Source organism: Embleya sp. NPDC020630, from assembly GCF_044334985.1.
Lineage (GTDB): Bacteria > Actinomycetota > Actinomycetes > Streptomycetales > Streptomycetaceae > Embleya.
The window spans coordinates 89,622-108,727 of record NZ_JBIRUB010000024.1 but is presented as its reverse complement, the minus strand read 5'-3'; the positions used below and the strand labels follow the sequence as shown (position 1 = coordinate 108,727).

The following is a 19,106-nucleotide window of genomic DNA, read 5'->3' as shown; positions in this document are numbered from 1 at the left end:
AGCTACCTCGCCGCCCTCCACCTCCGCGCCGCAATGATCTGGCTCAACGCCCTCACCCACACCACTCATTGATCACGACTGGATACGCGGCCTAGTTCGGCCCGGGTGAGCGTACCGGCCGCCTCCAGCCACCACAGCGCGAGCAGTTCGCGGGTGTCCGGGTCCAGCCACCGGGTCGCGGTCGCCACGTCGCGACGTTGGCCGGACAGGCCCAGCCGCAGGATCGTCAGGTTCGCGAAGTCGGAGCCGGGGTCGGCGTGTCCGGCCGCCTCGTCCAGCGGGGCGGTGAACGCGCGGCGGGCGTGCCGGCGGCGGATCCGGTTGATCGCGATGGCCACCAGCCAGGACCGGAAACGCTCGGGGTCGCGCAGCCCGCCGAGGCCGGTGAGCGCGTCGAGCATGGTCTCCTGCACCACGTCGTCGACGTCCGCGTGCCCGTCGAGGGCCCGGCCGACGATGTTGTAGACCAACGGCAGCCAGGCCGCGACGAGTTCGTCCCGGGCGCGCAGGTCACCGCCTCGGGCGGCGACGACCAGGGCGATGTCGTGCTCGATCTCCACGTAGCCACATCCACTTTCTCGACCGGCGTGACGGGCCCGCTCCCGTCCATCCGCTGCTCGGGAGATGCCGAGGATCGACGCGGATAACGGAAATCGCCGGACGAGTTCCCAGGGCGTGTCTTCCATCTCCCGCCGGGCTCCACGACGCCCGGCACCGCACCTCGCCGCCCCGGAGAAACAGGCGAATAGAACCACTGCGCACCTGCTTCTCCGGCACGCCGATGCACGGCATCCGCCCTTCGGGCTCCTCGCTGCGCTCACGCCGCGGAGCCCGAAGGGAGATTGAAGACACGCCCTGGGAAGGTGACGCGGATCAGTGTGGCTTGGCCGCCAGCAGGTCCTCGACCCGGGCCCGCACCTCGGGGGTGTCCAGGCCGCGGATGGTCACCGTGGTCCGCCGGCGCAGCACGTCGTCCACCGTCATCGCCCACTCGTGGTCGCGGGCGTAGGCGGCCTGGGCCCAGATGTCCGGCCCGTCGGGGTGGATGCGCTCGCCGAGCGAGCGGTCGGCGCGCACCATCGCGGCCAGGTCGTAGGCCAGGTTGCCGTAGTGCGAGGCCAGGTGTCGGGCCACCGCCGGGTCGACGCCGTCCTCGGCGGTGGCCTCGCCGAGCAGCCGGTGGGCCACCGCCTCGGGGTTGGCCGAGCCCGGCAGCGCCACCCGGCGCAGCGGGGTGGCCATGTCCTGCTCCAGTGCCACCACGCCGGCCTTGGCCAGCTTGTCCATGACGGTACGGCCGATGTGCCGGTAGGTGGTCCACTTGCCGCCCGCCACCGACAACATGCCGCCGCGCCCCTCGGTGACCACGGTCTCGCGCTTGGCCTCGCTGGTGGCGCCGGCCCCGCCCGGCAGTACCCGCAGGCCCGCGAAGGCGTAGGTGATGTCCTCGCGGCGCAGCTGGTCCTGGTCGACGGCGTTGCCCGCCTCGTCCAGGATCTGCGCGATGTCGGCCTCGGTCGGCGAGACCTTGCCGGGGTCGCCCTCGTACGCCTCGTCGGTGGTGCCGAGCAGCAGGTGCTCCTCCCACGGGATGGCGAAGGACACCCGGTACTTGTCGATCGGGATGGTCAACGCCGCGCGCCACGGCTGCTCTTGGCGCAGGACGAGGTGTACGCCCTTGGACAGCCGGATGCTCGGCTCGGCGGCCGGGTCCTCCATCCGGCGCAGGTGGTCCACCCACGGGCCGGTGGCGTTGAGCACGACGCGCGCGTTCACCCCGAATTCGGCGCCGTCGAGGCGGTCGCGCAGTTCGGCGCCGGTGACCCGGCCGCCGGCGTCCTTGCGCAGGGCGACCACCTCGGCGTGGTTGAGCACCACCGCGCCCGCCTCGACCGCGGCGCGCACCGTGGTGACCGCGACCCGGCTGTCGTTCATCTGGTGGTCGCCGTACACCGCGGCGCGGCGCAGGCCCTCCTTGCGCAGGGCCGGGACGAGTTCGAGCGCGTTGTCGGGGCCGATCACCTTGCCCATGCCGTCGCCGAACGCGGACAGGGCCGAGTAGAGGAAGACGCCGGCGCCGAGTTTGGCCGAGCCGTGCGGGCCGTCCTTGTAGACCGGGACCAGGAAGGACAGCGGGCGGACCAGGTGTGGGGCGACGTCGCGGGCGAGGGTGCGGCGTTCGCGGTGGTTCTCGGCGACCAGCTTGAGGTTGCCGGTCTGGAGGTAGCGCAGGCCGCCGTGGACCAGCTTGGAGGACGCGGACGAGGTGGCGCCGGCGAAGTCGCCGGCGTCGACCATGGCCACCCGCAGGCCGGTCTGGGCCGCGGTCCAGGCCACCGCCGTGCCGAGGATGCCGCCGCCGATGACGAGCAGGTCGTGGGTGCCGCGCGAGAGTTCGGCCCGGCTGTGGGCGCGTGCGGGGACGGTCGGATCCGTGGCGGTGCTCATCACGCGTCTCATTTCCACTCGGCCGGCTACTGCGGTGCGGGCGGGACGTGTCCCGAACCCAACCTAGGTGGTCGGCATTGTCGAACGATGAACGACAGTTTTCCGGCCGCTTGGGGCAGCGTCAAGTACGACCGGTCGAAACGGGGGCCGCACGGGCGCGCCGAGGCCGGGTCCCGCAGGGAAGGCGGTGCGCGCGGGCTCAGTACGGGAAGGACGCGCCCAGGTCGCGCGAGATGGCGCGGGCCGCGTCGCGGACCGCGGCGACCAGGGTGGGCCGCGGCGCGCCGTCGGCGACGATACGTTCGACGGCGCCGCTGATGCCCACCGCGCCCACCGGGGTGCCGCGCCGGTCGCGGATCGGCGCGGCGATCCCGGCCAGGCCCAGGACCGATTCCTCGACGTCGCCCGCCCAGCCGCGTTCGCGCACCGTGACGCTCTCCGCGTCCATCGCCGCCGGGTCGGTGATCGTGCGTGCGGTGAAGGCGACCGCGTCGGTCTCGTCCAACTCCGCGCGCGCGGCCGGATCGAGGGCGAGCAGGACCTTGCCCCACGCGGTGGAGTGCAGCGGCAACATCGCGCCTATCTCCAGCACCTGGCGGCTGTCGTCCGGCCGGAAGACGTGGTGGATCACCAGCACGCCGCCCTTGTGCAGCACGCCGATCCGCACGCTCTCCCCGGTGCCGCGGGCCAGATCGTCCGCCCAGACCAGGGCCCGGGCGCGCAACTCGTGCACGTCCAGGTAGGAACTGCTCAGCCGCAGCAGCTCGGCGCCGAGCTGGTACTTGCCGCTCTTGGGGTCCTGCTCCACGAACCCCTCCTGGTGGAGCGTGCGCAGGATGCCGTGCGCGGTGCCCTTCGCCAGACCCAGGGTGGTCGCGACCTCGCTCAGGCCGAAGCGCCGTTCGCCGCCGGCGAGCAACCGCAGGATCGCCGCTGCGCGTTCCAGCGACTGGATGGGACCGGGCATACCGACTCCTCCGTCGAAGATCAGGTTGGCAATGTAGAACAGCGGTCGCGAACATGCCGGCCGGGCCCGGGCCCGCCCCGTGCGCCGCGGCAGCCGTCGGTCGGGCCGAGGGCGAGATGTTCACCGACTCTTGACGGCGGCGCAACCCGCAGAGAACACTGCCGGACATCGGTCGTCAATGTCGAATACCAGTCGAATACCCGTCGAGGGCCGATCGAGTACCGGTCCCGAACACCAGTCGTTAGTCATCCCGCAGACCGAACCGGGACGGCCGATGGTTGTGACCGGCGCGCTTCCGGGGTGCGCCGTGTGTCGTCCGGCGCGGTCTCCCATTCCGGCGTCGCATTCCGCCGCCGGCCAACCGGTGTCATTCACGAAGGGGCTCAGTGATGACGAACGGCGACATCTTCGTCGGCGAGACCTTGGGTACATCCATCCTGGTTCTACTCGGCGTCGGCGTGTGCGCCGCGGTGACGCTCAACCGGTCCAAGGCACAACACGCCGGCTGGCTGGCGATCACCTTCGGCTGGGGCTTCGCGGTTCTGGCCGGCGCGTACGCGAGCGTGTCCCTGTCCGGTGCGCATCTCAATCCCGCGGTCACGCTCGGGATCGCGGTCAAGACGGGAGAGTGGGACAAGGTGCCGCTGTACCTGGCCGGGCAGTTCACCGGGGCGCTGATCGGCGCCGTGCTGGCCTGGGCGACCTATCTCGGCCAGTTCCGGGAACACGGCGAGCCGGTACTCGGGGTGTTCGCCACCTCTCCGGAGATTCGCCACCCGATCCAGAACGTGATCACCGAGACGATCGCCACCATGGTGCTGGTCATCGTCATCCTCACCCAGGGCCTGACCAACGGGCTCGCGCTGTCCGGCACCGGCGTACTGATCACCGCGCTCCTGGTGGTCGGCATCGGGCTGTCCCTGGGCGGCCCGACCGGCTACGCGATCAACCCGGTCCGCGACCTCGGGCCGCGCCTGGCCCACTCGTTCCTGCCGATCCCCGGCAAGGGCGGCTCGGACTGGTCCTACGCGTGGGTGCCGGTGGTCGGCCCGACGCTGGGCGGGCTCGCGGCCGGCGGCCTGTACCGTCTCGCCTTCTGATCGTCCCCCACCCCACCCCACTCCCACGCTCGGATCCTTCGGAAGAGGAGCCATGTCCGACACGTACATCGCCGCGATCGACCAGGGCACCACGTCCAGCCGCTGCATCATCTTCGGCGCCGACGGCCGGATCGTCGCCGTCGACCAGCGCGAGCACCGGCAGATCTTCCCGCGCCCGGGATGGGTCGAGCACGACGCCGCCGAGATCTGGAGCGTGGTGCAGGCGGTCGTCGCCGGCGCGCTGGACCGGGCCGGCCTGCGGCGGGACCAGATCCGCGCGCTCGGCATCACCAACCAGCGCGAGACGACCGTGTTGTGGGATCGCCATACCGGGGTTCCGGTACACAACGCCATCGTGTGGCAGGACACCCGCACCGACGCACTGTGTCGCGAACTGGGCGGCAACGTCGGCCAGGACCGCTTCCGGGTGGAGACCGGCCTCCCGCTGGCGAGCTACTTCGCCGGCCCCAAGATCCGCTGGCTGCTCGACAACGTCGAGGGGCTGCGCGAGCGGGCCGACCGGGGCGACATCCTGTTCGGCACGATGGAGTCGTGGGTGGTGTGGAACCTCACCGGCGGCCCGGACGGCGGGGTGCATGTCACGGACGTCACCAACGCCTCGCGCACGATGCTGATGAACCTGGAGACGCTGGACTGGGACGACCGGATCCTGCGCGCGATGGACGTGCCGCGTTCGGTGCTGGCCGAGATCCGCTCCTCCTCCGAGGTGTACGGCACCGCGAAGGGCGTCCTGGAGGGCGTGTCGGTCGCCTCCGCGCTCGGCGACCAGCAGGCCGCGCTGTTCGGCCAGACCTGCTTCGAACCCGGCGAGGCCAAGAGCACCTACGGCACCGGGAGCTTCCTGCTGATCAACACCGGGCCGCGGATCGTGCAGTCGCACCACGGGCTGCTCAGCACGGTCGGCTACCGACTGGGCAAGGACGCCCCGGTCTACGCGCTCGAGGGCTCGATCGCGGTCACCGGCTCGCTGGTGCAGTGGATGCGCGACCAGATGGGGCTGATCGCCACCGCGGCGGAGATCGAGACGCTGGCGCTGACCGTGGAGGACAACGGCGGCGCCTACTTCGTGCCCGCCTTCTCCGGGCTGTTCGCGCCCTACTGGCGCTCGGACGCGCGCGGGGTGATCGCGGGGCTGACCGCCTACGTGAACAAGGGGCACATCGCCCGGGCCGTCCTGGAGGCCACCGCGTGGCAGACCCGGGAGGTGGTGGACGCGATGGAGCGCGACTCGGGCGTGGAGTTGGCCACGCTCAAGGTGGACGGCGGGATGACCGCCAACAACCTGCTCATGCAGACCATCGCGGACGTGCTCGACGCTCCCGTCGCCCGCCCGTTCGTGGCCGAGACCACCGCGCTCGGCGCCGCGTACGCCGCGGGTCTCGCGGTCGGCTACTGGCCCGACCTCGACTCGTTGCGGGCGAACTGGCACCGTGCGGCGGAGTGGACCTCGCGGATGGACGAGGCCACGCGCGAGCGCGGCTACCGCAACTGGCGCAAGGCGGTGGACCGGACGATGGACTGGGTCGAGGAGCCGGACGCGCGCCCCCGCACGTCCTGAACACCTCCCGACCGACCGGAAGGCGGTGACCCGGGCCGGTGCGCGGCCGACCCGGGCGGGGCGACCCCGGCGCGTGATCGGCGCCGGGGTCGCCGCACCGCCGCGCATCGCCGGCCCGGCCGGGCCGGACGTCGGTGCGCCGGCGGGCGTGCGGCGTCAGCGCGTCGGCAGGTGCCGGGCGAAGAACCCGTGCACGTGCCGGCGGACCGTGGGGATCGACCGGGTCGGGGCGATCGCGCCGACCAGCGTGTCGCGGTCGGCCGCCGTCATCCGGCCCGACGCCACCAACTGCGGCGCGATGGCCGCGTAGTCGGTGAACACGGAGTGCGCCGACGACCGCATCCGCCGCCGGGGAATCGGGTGGCCGGAGTGGTCGAGCAGCGCCGACCAGGAACGCTCCAACACGGCGTGCTCCGGGAAGCCGTCGGTGTCGATCAGCAGCAGCGGCCGATCGGCCCCGTCGCGGGCGATGGGGTACAACTCGCCCACCTGTCCTGGCACTCGGGGCGGGTGGTCCAGATAGCCCTCCAGGTTGATCGCGGCGGCGACGCGGCGGTCCTCGGCCATCGTCTCGGCCGCGGTGGTACCGCCCGCCGAGTGGCCGAACACACCCACCCGGCGCGGATCCAACACCCGGTGCAGATCCGCCGGGAGCGGGCGGCCGGTCGGGTCCGGGTTGCCGCCCGCGGCGAGCACGGCCACCTGGTCCAGGACGAACTTCGTGTCCGCGATCCGCGTGTCGATCATCGTGTCGGCGATCGTGGGATCGTTGCGGGGATCGAACCGGAACACGGTCCACCGCACCCGGTCCCGCCCCGCCGGATCGACCGGGAACTCGACCACCGCGGCGTCCCCCGGATGGTCCATGGTCACCACCACGTAGCCCCGGCTCGCCAGTTCCTCGGCGAGCCCGGTGCCCATCCCGCGCGGATCGCCGCCGCCGGGGCTGTACAGCAGCACGGGGCGCCGCGTGGTCTGCGCGGGTGCGTCGATGTAGGAGTGGGTACGGGTGGCCGCCCAGTCCACCCCCGTCGACGGCAACTGCGGATGGCTCAGCGGACCGGCGATCGCGAACTCCCGCGCGGCGGCGTCGGGCAACTGCGCCGCGACGGTCCGCCCGGCCACACCGCGCGCCGGATAGTACACGGTGATCATCATCTCCCGGACCGCGATCGGCTCCCACGGGTCGGTGCGGGATCGATCGACCAGATACAGCGTGGTCGTGCCGATGGGATGTGGGCCGGTCGGCGCGGGCAGTCGCAGCTCGCCGGGCACCGACGGGTTTGCGTCGCCCGACTGTGCCCGCGCGGGCCGGGCCCGGACCACGCCGCCCGCGAAGAGCAGCGCGGTGGCCGGAATCGCCGCCCCGAGGATGCTTCGCCGCCCGATCGCGGGACCTGCTTCGTGCACCATGGATCCTCCTCGTGTCGCCCTACCCGGGTCGCCCGGAGTGCCCGGTGACCTGCATAATTGCGGCTTCGGCGGGCTCGTGGCCGAATTCGGGGCAGGACCCGAAGGTTGGCATCCGATGGGAGCCGCACACGAGCTTTGCGGCCGAGGCCGAAAGGATGGCGCCGCACCGACAGGAGGGGTAATGCTCCGGATCCGATTCACCGCCGCGGACTTCGGCCGGATCAGGTTCGCGCCGCGGCCGGCCCCGCTGCTTGAGCTGAACGTGGCCCTGATGCGCATGTTCCGCCCGGACGAGGCGCTCCTGCTCGGCACCTGGCGGCAACGCCTGCTCCGGGCCCTGCCGGCGGCGGCCGAACCGTTCGGGGACCTGGTGCCGGGTCCGGTGGCGCCGAATTTCCTGGACGAGTTCGCCGACTCGCTGACCGAGGGCCTGGACACGATCCGCACCACCCGCCCCGAGACGGTGCGGGCCGAGCTGGAACGGGTGTACGCCCCGCACCCGAGCGCCGCGCCGGCGTGGATCCGCGATCTGCACCGCGGTGACGAGCACTCCTGGCGCATCCTGCGCCGGGCCCGGCACGCGGCCTACGAGGCGGTGTTGGCCCCGGTGTGGTCCGTGGTCCAGGACCTGCACCGGGCCGAATTCACCCGCCACGCCCTGGGTATGGCCGAGCACGGCCTCGGCCCGACCCTCGCCGACCTCGTGCCCGGCAGCCGACTGCGCGAGGACGTTTGGGAGTTCGCCGCCCCCGCCGCCCGGGAGATCCCGCTGGGCGGGCGCGGCCTGCTGCTCCAGCCCACCTTCCATTGGAGCGGTTACCCGCTGATCTCCGACCTGCCCGACCGCCCGGTGGCCGTCACCTACCCCGCCGGCCCCGGCCTGCCGCCGACCCCCACCGGCCCGGCCGACACCGCGGAAGCGCTCGCGGCGGTGCTCGGCCGAACCCGCACCGACATCCTGTGCGTGCTGGCCGCCGGCCACACCACCGGCGACCTCGCCCGCCGCCTGCGGGTGAGCAACGCCACCGTCTCCGAACACACCGCGGCCCTACGCGCCGCCGGCCTGATCACCACCACCCGCATCGGTCGCGCGGTCCGCCACGAACGCACTCCGGTCGGAACGCTGTTGATCGGCCGGCACGGTCTGCGAACCGTTGACAGTCCCGGGTGACAGCGGTTTGGGTGGGCGGGTTGGTGTCCGTTTCGTGGGCGGCCGAGGGCCGTTCGGGGGAAGGGGATCGGTCATGGCGCGTATTCGTGAGGGATTTCGCGGTGAGGGGCCCGGGGCATTCACGCCGGACGGGTGCGCCGTGGAGATGTACGGGATGTTGCCGGTGCGCGAGGAGCCGGACATGATCGCGCTCGGGGCCCGGGAGGGGGCGCGCAGACTGCTCGAACTCGGGTGTGGGGCCGGACGGGTGACCCATGCCATGGTCGAGCGGGGGTGGGAGGTGACAGCGGTGGACGAGTCGCCGGAGATGCTCGATCGGGTGCGCGGGGCGAAGACGGTGTTGTCCACGATCGAGGATCTGCGGCTCGACGAGCGTTTCGACGTCGTGTTGTTGGGTTCCTACCTCGTGCACCAGGCCGAGGCCGACGTGCGCAAGGCGATGCTCGACACCTGTCGGAACCACGTGGCCGACGACGGGGTGGTGCTCATCCAGCGCGAAGGCCGCGGCTGGCACGACGAGTTGCCCCGGGTCAACGAACACCCCCGGGGCGCCGTGCACATCCTCGCCGCCGAGCCGATCGGCGACGGGGTCAACGCGATGCGGATCGAGTACGAGTTCGACGGTATGCGGTGGGCGCACGAGTTCCGCTCCCGGCCGCTCACGGACCCGGAGTTCGAGGCGGCCCTCGCCGAGTCCGACCTGGTGGTGGACGCCTACCTGGACGAACACCGCACCTGGGTGCGGGTTTTGCCGGCGTCGTGACCGACCTCGGCCACCCCTCAGCGCAGCAGTGTCGGTGACGCCCCCTTCGTGACGAGCAGACGCGGGCTGCCCGTTCCGTCGGCCGGCACGGCGTAGATGTTGCGGTCTCGGCCATACATCACGGTGTTGTCGTCGAGCCAGGCGGCCTGGTCGTCGACGTTCGCGTGTTCGGCCAACGGGGTTTCGCGCATCGTGGCCAGGTCCAGGACGTGCAGTCGCCACGTGGACTTGCCGGAGCGCTTCTTGAAGGCGATGCGGGTGCCGTCGGGGGACAGGGAGGGGCATTCGACGCCGTCGCGGATGGCGTGCGCCTCCCAGTTGGCGTAGTCGCCCTCGACCAGGTAGGTGTGGCCCTTCGTGCCGACCGTGGCATAGAAGCGGTTGTCGTCGGCGGCGAAGGTGACGCCCCAGTAGTTGACGTCGGGGGAGTGGTAGGGCTTGCCGTCGACGGTCAACGGGATGGCCTCGATGTTGATCAGGGTGTAGTCGGTGCGGGTGTCCAGGATGCCGGTCCAGGTGGAGAATCCGGTCTTGTTGTAGGACTCGCCGGAGACGAACACCGTCCACGACACCATGTTCCCGCTCGCGGAGACCCGGGCCCGGCTGGGGGTGCCGGCGAGTTCGATACGGCGTTTGACGTTCGTGTTGGCGTCGACGATCAGCGCGTCGGTGCCGGGCAGCGGGCCGCCCCGGGTCTGGAGGCAGACGCCGGTGCCCGCGCCGACGGCGAAACGTTCGCAGCGCAGTCCGCTGTCGACGCGGGCGGCGGCGGGGGTGTCGAGGCCGGTGTCGGCCACGGTGCGGTGTCCGCCGGCGCGGTTCGTGTCGACGAACACCAACCGCCCGCGTGCGGTCAGGTCGAGCGGGCGGCGTTCGACCGTCGCCTCCTCGTTGCGGTCGGCCGCGAAGGTCGAGTAGCCGACCGCCACGCCGACCAGCACCAACAGCCCCAGCGCCAGGGCGAGCGCGCGCTTCATCCGGTCACCTCCGGGTCGAGCGGGGCCGACGGCAGCAGCCGCCGGGCCAGGAGCAGGCAGCCGGCCAGTCCGGCGCCCATGGCGTAGAGCGCGGGGCCCGCGCCCCACAGGGTCCAGGCCGCGCCGAAGACCACAGAGGACAACAGCCGGGCACCGGCCTGTCCGGTCTGCAGCAGGGCCAGCCCGCTGGTGCGCAGGTGCATCGGCAGCAGCGGCCCGGCCGCGGCCATCAGCACACCGTCGGTGGCCGCGTAGAACAGGCCTTGGAGCCCGAGTACCACGAGCAGCACCGCCCACCGTGACGCGGTCCCGGACGCGTGTCCGCCGGTGGGCGCGGCGGCGACCAGGTACGCGGCGAGCAGCGCGAGGTGGCCGCCGAGGAAGACCCGGAAGCGGCCCACGCGGTCGGCGAGCCGGCCGATCGGCACGGCGAGCAGCAGGAACGCCCCGGCGGTGCCCAGCGGCAGCAGCGGGAAGTAGCGCAGCGGGATGTCGAATCCGCGTTGCAGGACGAGGTAGACGAACGTGTCGCCGACGGTGAGCAGGCCGAGCAGTGCGGCGGCCACGCAGGTGCGGCGGAACGGTGCCAGGCGCAGCAGGCCGAACGCGGCCCGGAGCGAGGCCGCGCGCCGGGGCGGCGCCGGTTCGCGATGGTCGCGGACGTACAGCATCAACAGCAGCACGCCGAACGTGGCGACGCAGAAGGAGACCACGAATACCGCGTCGTAGGCGTCGTGGGTGGTCCACAACACGGCGAAAGCGGCGAGCGGGCCGAGGAAGGCGCCGACGGTGTCCATCGCGCGATGCACGCCGAACGCCCGGCCCAGGTGCGGGGTCGGGGTGCTCAACGTGATCAGCGCGTCGCGTGGCGCGGTGCGCAGACCCTTGCCGGTACGGTCCGCCGCCAGGACCAGGCCGAGCCCGGCGACGGATGAACCGACCAGCGGCAGGCCGAGTTTGCACACGGCGGACAGTCCGTACCCGGTGCCCGCGACCAGTTTGCGGCGCCGGGTACGGTCGGCGATCTGGCCGCCGAGCAGGCGGACCATGGCGGTGACGCCGAACCAGCCGCCGTCCAGGAGGCCGTATTGCAGCGGACTCAGTCCCAGGGTCAGGACGAGGTAGGTGGGCAGTACCGCGGTGACCATCTCGGCGGAGATGTCGGTGACCAGGCTGACGGCGCCGAGGGCGAGCACGTTGGCCGGGACGTTGCGGGTGAATCCCCGCGACGTCCCGACCGCCGTGCGCCCACCGGCCTGATCCGCGCGCCGGGTGGCGGCGATGTACACGGGCGATCCTCCGAGGCCGGGCGGATGGGTCAGTGGCAGGTGACCGGACCGAAGGAGTCGAGTTGGGTGCCGTCGTAGCGGACGAGTTGGCCGGAGTAGGTGCTGTCGGTGAGGGTCAGCTTCAGCACGGCGGGCGAACCGGTCACCCGCTTCTCGCTGTTGGGCTGCGGGGATTCGAAGTCGTAGGGATCGGCGCCGCCGGTGCCGACGAGCAGTTCACGCACGCCGGCGGGATCGGCCTTGGCCTTGGGGTTCTGCGGCGCGTAGCGCTCGTACAGGTGGTCGTGCCCGTTCAGGATCAGGTCGGCGTGGGCGTCGTAGAGCATTTGCCACGCGGTCTGGCTGACCTTGTCCGCCTGCGGGCCGGAACTGTACAGCGGCTTGTGCCAGTAGGCGGCCACGCAACCTTGCGTGTTGTTCGCCAGGTCGGCCTTGAGCCACTTGAGCTGCGCCGAGGTGGAGGACATGGACTGCTCGGAGTCGAGCGCGATGAAGTGCCAGCCGCCGCGGTCCCAGCTGTACCAGGTGGTGCCGTTGGGGGTGGCGCGGTCGCCGAAGTATGCCTTGTATCCGGCTTCCGGGGTGCTGTCGTCGTACTCGTGGTTGCCGGGGGCGGGGTGGGTCTTGGCCTTGAACCGGCCCCAGGTGGTGTCGTAGTACTTGCGGTAGTCGGACAGACTGCCGGTGTCGTATTGGTTGTCCCCCAGGGTGATCACCTCGTCCGGGTTGATCGCCTCGACCCGGCGTGCGGTCTGCTGGGCGCCGCATTCCTGGCTCGCGGTGCAGCCCGGGTCGGAGATGTCCCCGGCGGCGACCACGGTGAAGGACGAACTCCCGCCCTGCGGCGTGCCGATCACCGCCGCGCTGGGTGCGGAGAGGTTGCCGGCCGCGTCCTTGGCGCGGATCGTGTAGGAGTAGGAGACGCCCGTGGTCAGGCCGGTGTCGGTGTAGGTGGTGCCGACGCTGGTGCCGACCGCGACGCCGTCGCGCAGGATGTCGTATCCGGTCACGCCGACGTTGTCGGTGGAGGCGGTCCAGGCCAGCGAGACGCCGGTGGGCGTGGTGCCGGTGACCTTGGGCGAGGTGGGTGTGCTCGGTGCGGTGGTGTCGGGGCCGCTCGTGCCGCCGAACACCTCGAACTCCCAGAGGGAGTAGCCGTAGTCGGTGCCGCGGGTGGACGCGTAAACGCGCACGTGGCGGCCGTGGGTGGCCAGGGAACCGATGTCGTCGGTGCCGCCGTCGCCCGCCGAGGTGGAATACACCTTGGTCCAGGACGCGCCGTCCGGCGAGACCTCGATGCGGTACCCCTTGGCGTAGGCGTCCTCCCAGCTCAGCCGCACCCGGGAGATCGGGACGTCGGAGCCGAGGTCGACGCTCAGCCACTGGGCGCCGGAGCCCTCCTTGCTCGCCCAACGGGTGTCGGACTTGCCGTCGACGGCCTTGGCCGCGCCGTAGGAGGAACTCTCCGTCGAGGAGGCGGTGGCGGGTTTGCCGCGCGAGAGCAACACCTCGGCGGCGGAGGCGGTTTCGCCGAACGTGAGCACGGCGGCGAGCAGGGCCAGGACCGCCGCGATCGCGGCGAATCCACGGGATCGGGAAGACCTGGGCAGAGCGTGTCGGAAGGCCCGGGATGGCGGCCTTCGGCGGTTGGGGCGCAGAGCTTGGGGCAGGTGCACGTCGTCCTCCGGTGGTGAGGAGCCGATCGTCGTCGAGCCTGAACCGGGCAGGGTGGTGCGCTCGTTCGGGCCGGAACACGACGGGGGTGCGCCGTCGTGGGATGCCGACGCAGGCTCCGGCCCGACCGTCGGCCCGACGATCCCAAGGTGCCGCGCGCCGCGTCAATACTTGTTAGGAAACTTTACTAACAAGACTTCGGTCGGTCGCGAGCCGGCGACGGATCGTCTGCCCGCACGCCGGATATCCGCTACGGGGAGGGCGGTTGGTGGGGGATGGGCCCCGGGCCGGTGGGGGCGTGGTTGAGGACCAGCAGGCCGAGCACGACGGCCAGGGTGAAGACGGCGATGACCAGGCTCGCCAGGATCAGCCGACGGCGGCGTTCGCGGCGCTGCCAGTCGTCGTGCGCGGCGCGATACGCGTCGGGGGCCGGGTGCACCTCGCCGGCCAGTGTCTCCAGGGCCTCGCGCAGGAGGTGCTCGGTGTCGGGCGAATCGGCCGTGCGACCGTCGGCGCCGGGGGAGTTGCTCATCGCCGTACCTCCATCGCGTGCGTGAGCGCGGCCAGCCCACGCGCGGTGTGCGTCTTGACCGAACCGACTGAGATGCCCATGGTCGCCGCGATCTCCTTCTCCTTCAGGCACAACCAGTGGCGCAGTACCAATGCCTCGCGCTGGCGGGCGGGCAGTGCGCGCAGCGCGCGGATCAGCGCCCGCTGGTCGTCGCGCAGCAGCGCCGAGGTCTCCGCCGAGGCCACCGTGTCGATCCGGTCCTCGACGTGTCGGCGGGCGACCTGGAGGTGGCGTATTCGCATCCGGGTCAGGTTGCAGACCACCGACCGCAGATAGGCCGCGGCGGCGTCGGGGGTGCGCAGTTTCCGGTACTTGCGGTAGATCTCGTAGTAGGCCTCGGCCACGATGTTCTCCGGGTCGTCCGCGCCCAGAAGCGTGGCGAGCCGGAGCATCGAGGGGTAGTGCAGGTCGAACAGGCGCGCCACCTGGGCCTCCCGATCCGACCCGGCCGGATCCGGAGCGAGTCGGGTCGCAGGGGCCGGTTGGGTCGAGGCGACGGGAGGCGCCGGGGGAGCGGCATCCTGCGCCGGGATGTGCGTCGGCGGCGCGGCCTCGGGGGTGTCGCGTCGGATCCGCTTCACGAACCGTTCGCCCCCTTCCCCGGAGCCCGCCACAGGGCCGAACGTACCGCCAGGCGCGCCGGCAGCGCCGTGGTGTCCGCGCCGCGCGCCGCGCCGAACCGGTCGTACACCCCGGTCAGGACCAGGGTGACCGCGAGGTTGAGGGCCAGGGCCCCGAGCCCCGCGTACACCTGCCCGCCGTGACCGCCCACCTCGACGCGCACCAGCGAGACGAAGCCCTCCCGGACCACCGCGACGGTGCCGGCCAGCATGCCCACCGCCCAGCCGACGAGCAGCGCCCGATGATGCAGGCGCCGGGTGAACAGGCCGATCACCACCGCCGGGAAAATCTGCAGGATCCATACCCCGCCGAGCAGTTGCAGGTTGATCGCGGCCTGGTCGCGCAGCCCGAAGACGAACGCCACCGCGCCCACCTTCGCGATCAGCGACACCGCCTGGGCCACCCGGGTCTGGCGTTTGGGGGTGGCGGTGGGTTGGAAGTACGCGACGTAGACATTGCGGGTGAACGAGGTCGCCGCCGCGATCGACATCACCGCCGCCGGCACCAGCGCGCCCACGATGATCGCGCCGAACACCAGCCCGGCCGGGAAGGCCGGCAGCAGCCGGTCCACCAGCAGCGGAACCGCCGCCTCGGCGGCGCCCGGCGGCGCGTCCACCGCCATCGCCAGCGCGGCGATGCCCAACACCCCGAACATCGCGAGCACTGCCGTCCAGGCGGGCAGCACCACGCACACCCGGCGCAGCGTGTGCGGACCGGCGGCGGCGAAACCGGCGGTCAGCACGTGCGGATACAGCAGCAGGGCCAGTGCCGAGCCGAGCGCCAGCGTGGCGAACCCGCCCTGCTGATGCGCACTCAGCACCAACGAGGCATCATCCGGACCCGAACGGGCCAGCCGCCGATCGGCCGCCTCGAACATCGGCCCGGGCCCGCCGAATCGGGCCAGTACGAACCCCACCGCCACCGCGGCGGAAACGAACACCGCCGGCCCCTTCAACGCCGAGATCACCGTCGGCGCCCGCAACCCGTGCCGGTAGGTGGCGATCGCCAACCCGGCGAACAGCGCCACCATCGCCGCGTCCCCGACCGCCCCGCGCGCCTGCAACCCGGCCGCCGAGAGCACCGCGCGGATGCCCAGGACCTGCAGGGCCAGGTACGGCATCGTGGCCAGGATCCCGGTCAGCGCGACCACCAGGGCCAACGCCGGCGAGCCGTACCGGCCCCGGACGAAGTCCGCCACCGTCACATAGCCGTGTCGTCGGGCCACCGCCCACAACCGGGGGAGCAGCACGAACGCCAGCGGGCAGACGATCACCGTGTACGGCAGCGCGAAGAACGCGCTCGCCCCGCGCCCGTACACCTGGCCCGGCACCGCCGTGAAGGTGTACGCGGTGAAGATCGTGCCGCCGAGCAGGAACCAGGTCCACACCGGGCCCAGACCACGATCGGCCAGCGCCCACCGCTCCAGCGACGGCAGGTCGTCGTTGCGGTGCAGCCTCGGTGCGGTCACGGCCAGTAGCGACGCGCCGCCGACGACGATCAGGAAGGCGGCCGTCGTGGCCCCGTCGATCATCCGTCACCGTCCGCCTCGGCACGTGGGGCGCCCTTGCCCACAGGTTGCGCGAGCGTACCGGACCCGGCATCGGCGAACACGCGCGAATCCGCCGGAAATCGGCTGTCAACCGAATCGCCGGTCCGCGCAACTCTTCCACAGACCGACGATCCGTCGGTCCGCGGCATCGACCACAGGAGGCGACATGACCGGGGAGAAACCCCCGCACGCCGCCGGACGCACCGGCGCGACCCGCCGGATCGCGGCCGGCGCCCTCCTCGCGGCACCGGTCACGGCGCTGCTGTGGGTGCCCTGGTACGCGCGTCGGGGACCGGAGTTGGCCGGTGTCCCGTTCTTCTACTGGTATCAGCTCGCCTGGGTACCCGGCTGCGCGATCGCCATGTTCTGCGCCCACCTGCTGCTCCGCCGCCGCCCCGACCGGGACCACTCCTGACCCGGTCCGGCGCGCCGCCGGCTCGTTCGCCCGTCCCTCCCCCGCTCGAACAGGAGTACGCGTGTCCGCCACCGAGACCCGCAGCCCCCGTCCAGACGACTCCGATCCCAACGACTCCGGCGACTTTGCATACAACGCCAAGACCATCCTGATCTGGACCGTCGTCGCCCTGATCGGGGCGGCCGGTTGGGGCATGGTCGCGCTGGCCCGCGGCGAGGAGATCTCGGCCGTCTGGCTGATCTTCGCCGCGGTCGCCTCGTACGCGATCGCCTACCGCTTCTACTCGCGCTTCATCGTCCGCCGGGTCCTGGAGCCCGACGACACCCGCGCCACCCCGGCCGAACGCCTCGACGACGGCGTGGACTACCAACCCACCGACCACCGGGTCCTGTTCGGCCACCACTTTGCCGCGATCGCCGGCGCCGGACCGCTGGTGGGCCCGGTGCTCGCCGCGCAGATGGGCTACCTGCCCGGCACCATCTGGATCGTCGTGGGGGTGATCTTCGCCGGTGCCGTGCAGGACATGGTCGTGCTGTTCCTGTCGATGCGTCGGGACGGCAAGAGCCTGGGCCAGATGGCCCGCGACGAGATCGGCCGGGTCGGCGGCGCGGCGGCGCTGATCGCGGTGTTCGTGATCATGATCATCCTGCTCGCGGTGCTGGCCCTGGTCGTGGTCAACGCGCTGGCCGACTCGCCCTGGGGTACCTTCTCGGTCACGCTGACCGTGCCGATCGCGCTGTTCATGGGCGTGTACCTGCGCTACCTGCGCCCGGGGCGGGTCCTGGAGACCAGCGTGATCGGGGTGGCGCTGCTGCTGGCCGCGATCGTCGGCGGCGGGCAGATCGAGGACACCGCGCTCGGCGACGCGTTCACCTGGAGCCCGACCACCCTGGTGTTCTGCCTGATCGGCTACGGCTTCGTCGCCTCGGTGCTGCCGGTGTGGTTGTTGCTCGCCCCGCGCGACTACCTGTCCACGTTCATGAAGGTCGGCACGATCGTGCTGCTCGCGATCGGCGTGCTCGTGGCCGCGCCGAACATGAAGACCGACGCGGTCAGCTCGTTCGCCGGCTCCGGCTCCGGGCCGGTGTTCGCCGGGACGATGTTCCCGTTCCTGTTCATCACCATCGCCTGCGGCGCGCTCTCCGGGTTCCACGCGCTGGTCGCCTCCGGCACCACGCCGAAGCTGATCCGCAAGGAGTCGCAGGTCCGGATGATCGGCTACGGCGCCATGCTGATGGAGTCGTTCGTCGCGGTCATGGCGCTGATCGCCGCGTGTGTGATCGACCCGGGCCTGTACTACGCGATGAACGCCCCGGCCGGCGTGCTCGGCGCCACCGCGGAGAGCGCGTCGCACGCGGTCGCCGGTCTCGGCTTCACGATCACCCCCGACGACCTGCGCGCGGCGGCCCACGCGGTCGAGGAGAAGACCCTGATTGCCCGCTCCGGCGGGGCGCCCACGCTCGCCGTCGGGATGTCGGAGATCTTCGCCGACGTGTTCGGCGGCTCGGGGATGAAGGCGTTCTGGTACCACTTCGCGATCATGTTCGAGGCGCTGTTCATCCTGACCACGGTGGACGCCGGCACCCGGGTCGGCCGGTTCATGCTCCAGGACATGCTCGGCAACGTCTGGAAGCCGATCGGCCGGGTCGACTGGAAGCCCGGCATCTGGATCACCAGCGCCGCGGTGGTCGGCCTGTGGGGCTACTTCCTGTACGCCGGCGCCACCGACCCGCTCGGCGGGATCAACCAGCTCTTCCCGCTGTTCGGCATCGCGAACCAACTCCTCGCGGCCGTCGCGCTCACCGTCGCCACCACGGTGCTGGTCAAGTCCGGCAAGCTGCGCTGGGCCTGGGTCACCGGCGTCCCGCTGGCCTGGGACGTCGCGGTGACGTACACCGCCGGCCTGGAGAAGATCTTCTCCGACGACCCCCGCATCGGCTTCTTCGCGCAACGCGACCGCTACGCCGACGCGATCGACGCGGGCAAGGTGCTCGGCCCGGCCAAGAACATGGACGACATGCACACCGTGGTGCTGAACTCCACCGTCGACGGCGTGCTGATCGCGATCTTCCTGGTGCTGATCGCACTGGTGATCGCCAACGCGGCCGTGGTGTGCGTGCGGGCGATCCGTGCCGGAGGATCGTTGCCCACCACCGAGACGCCGTGGGTCGAGTCCACCCTGGACCTCGGGCCGGGCGGCGCGGCCGGGGATCGGGCGCTCGCCGGCGCCGGGGCCGGCGACGCGGCGGGACGCTCGTGACGCGGCGGGCCCGGGATCTTCGGCACGTGCCCGGGCGGGTGTTCGGGTGGGTGCGGTGGTACCTGCGGGAGATCTCCGGCGACGCGGACTACGAGCGTCACCGCCGGCGACACCTGCGGGAGCATCCGGACCGACCGGCGCCGACCCGACGCGAGTACGAGTCCTGGCGGACCCGGCGACGTGAGGAGCGGCCGCAGACGCGCTGCTGCTGAGGCGCCGACGGTGGGTGGACGGGCGGTGTCGACACGCGTCGACACCGCCCTTTCGGGTATTCGGTCGACTCCGGCGAGAAAAAATTAGTCCGAATCG

General features: G+C 71.8%; 16 protein-coding genes and 1 pseudogene. 7 read left to right on the top strand and 10 right to left on the bottom strand.

The window, feature by feature from the left end:
* Nucleotides 1–92 precede the first annotated feature (92 nt).
* The 3 genes and pseudogenes from ACH4XV_RS41805 to ACH4XV_RS41795 all read right to left on the bottom strand — a co-directional run.
* Nucleotides 93–560, bottom strand: a pseudogene (locus ACH4XV_RS41805) (RNA polymerase sigma factor); the annotation flags it as partial.
* Between the two features lie 313 nt (nt 561–873).
* A complete protein-coding gene (locus ACH4XV_RS41800) occupies nt 874–2,448 on the bottom strand; it encodes an FAD-dependent oxidoreductase (RefSeq protein ID WP_395798725.1) in 1,575 nt (524 codons plus the stop codon).
* A 199-nt stretch (nt 2,449–2,647) separates the two neighbouring features.
* Complete coding sequence (locus ACH4XV_RS41795; protein ID WP_078973984.1) at nt 2,648–3,415, bottom strand: IclR family transcriptional regulator; 768 nt, start codon at nt 3,413–3,415, stop codon at nt 2,648–2,650.
* 389 nt (nt 3,416–3,804) lie between these two features.
* Here ACH4XV_RS41795 and ACH4XV_RS41790 point away from each other — a divergent pair, with 389 nt between their 5' ends.
* Nucleotides 3,805–4,515, top strand: a complete 711-nt coding sequence (locus tag ACH4XV_RS41790) for an MIP/aquaporin family protein (protein ID WP_395798724.1) — start codon at nt 3,805–3,807, stop codon at nt 4,513–4,515.
* Between the two features lie 52 nt (nt 4,516–4,567).
* Nucleotides 4,568–6,094, top strand: coding sequence for a glycerol kinase GlpK (gene glpK / locus ACH4XV_RS41785; RefSeq protein ID WP_395798723.1), 1,527 nt, complete (start codon nt 4,568–4,570; stop codon nt 6,092–6,094).
* A gap of 156 nt (nt 6,095–6,250) precedes the next feature.
* Here glpK and ACH4XV_RS41780 read toward each other — a convergent pair whose 3' ends face one another.
* On the bottom strand, nt 6,251–7,507 hold the full coding sequence (locus ACH4XV_RS41780) for an alpha/beta hydrolase (protein ID WP_395798722.1): 1,257 nt from the start codon (nt 7,505–7,507) through the stop codon (nt 6,251–6,253).
* Between the two features lie 181 nt (nt 7,508–7,688).
* Here ACH4XV_RS41780 and ACH4XV_RS41775 point away from each other — a divergent pair, with 181 nt between their 5' ends.
* The gene (locus ACH4XV_RS41775; RefSeq protein ID WP_395798721.1) at nt 7,689–8,678 is read left to right on the top strand and encodes an ArsR/SmtB family transcription factor; all 990 of its coding nucleotides are present in this window, start codon (nt 7,689–7,691) and stop codon (nt 8,676–8,678) included.
* Nucleotides 8,679–8,751: 73 nt separating this feature from the next.
* On the top strand, nt 8,752–9,441 hold the full coding sequence (locus ACH4XV_RS41770; RefSeq protein ID WP_395798720.1) for a class I SAM-dependent methyltransferase: 690 nt from the start codon (nt 8,752–8,754) through the stop codon (nt 9,439–9,441).
* Between the two features lie 17 nt (nt 9,442–9,458).
* Here the strand turns inward: ACH4XV_RS41770 and ACH4XV_RS41765 are convergent, their stop codons facing one another.
* From ACH4XV_RS41765 to ACH4XV_RS41740, 6 genes are all read right to left on the bottom strand, one after another.
* Complete coding sequence (locus ACH4XV_RS41765) at nt 9,459–10,418, bottom strand: hypothetical protein (RefSeq protein WP_395798719.1); 960 nt, start codon at nt 10,416–10,418, stop codon at nt 9,459–9,461.
* Nucleotides 10,415–11,707, bottom strand: a complete 1,293-nt coding sequence (locus ACH4XV_RS41760) for an MFS transporter (protein WP_395798718.1) — start codon at nt 11,705–11,707, stop codon at nt 10,415–10,417. Before ACH4XV_RS41760 ends, ACH4XV_RS41765 begins: the two co-directional genes overlap by 4 nt.
* Before the next feature lie 29 nt (nt 11,708–11,736).
* On the bottom strand, nt 11,737–13,251 hold the full coding sequence (locus ACH4XV_RS41755) for a discoidin domain-containing protein (protein ID WP_395798717.1): 1,515 nt from the start codon (nt 13,249–13,251) through the stop codon (nt 11,737–11,739).
* A 380-nt stretch (nt 13,252–13,631) separates the two neighbouring features.
* Entirely contained in the window at nt 13,632–13,913 is a 282-nt protein-coding gene (locus ACH4XV_RS41750; RefSeq protein WP_395798716.1) for a hypothetical protein, read from the bottom strand.
* The gene (locus tag ACH4XV_RS41745) at nt 13,910–14,533 is read right to left on the bottom strand and encodes a sigma-70 family RNA polymerase sigma factor (RefSeq protein WP_395798715.1); all 624 of its coding nucleotides are present in this window, start codon (nt 14,531–14,533) and stop codon (nt 13,910–13,912) included. Before ACH4XV_RS41745 ends, ACH4XV_RS41750 begins: the two co-directional genes overlap by 4 nt.
* Nucleotides 14,530–16,104, bottom strand: coding sequence for a sodium:solute symporter (locus ACH4XV_RS41740; protein ID WP_395798713.1), 1,575 nt, complete (start codon nt 16,102–16,104; stop codon nt 14,530–14,532). Before ACH4XV_RS41740 ends, ACH4XV_RS41745 begins: the two co-directional genes overlap by 4 nt.
* A 184-nt stretch (nt 16,105–16,288) precedes the next feature.
* On the opposite strand from ACH4XV_RS41740, the gene ACH4XV_RS41735 reads away from it, so the two are divergent.
* The 3 genes from ACH4XV_RS41735 (at nt 16,289) to ACH4XV_RS41725 (ending at nt 19,009) form a co-directional block, all read left to right on the top strand.
* The gene (locus ACH4XV_RS41735) at nt 16,289–16,537 is read left to right on the top strand and encodes a DUF3311 domain-containing protein (protein ID WP_395798711.1); all 249 of its coding nucleotides are present in this window, start codon (nt 16,289–16,291) and stop codon (nt 16,535–16,537) included.
* A gap of 193 nt (nt 16,538–16,730) precedes the next feature.
* Nucleotides 16,731–18,797 (top strand): carbon starvation CstA family protein, encoded by a 2,067-nt coding sequence (locus ACH4XV_RS41730; protein ID WP_395798728.1) that lies wholly within the window; start codon nt 16,731–16,733, stop codon nt 18,795–18,797.
* Between the two features lie 26 nt (nt 18,798–18,823).
* On the top strand, nt 18,824–19,009 hold the full coding sequence (locus ACH4XV_RS41725; RefSeq protein ID WP_395798709.1) for a YbdD/YjiX family protein: 186 nt from the start codon (nt 18,824–18,826) through the stop codon (nt 19,007–19,009).
* Nucleotides 19,010–19,106: the final 97 nt, after the last annotated feature.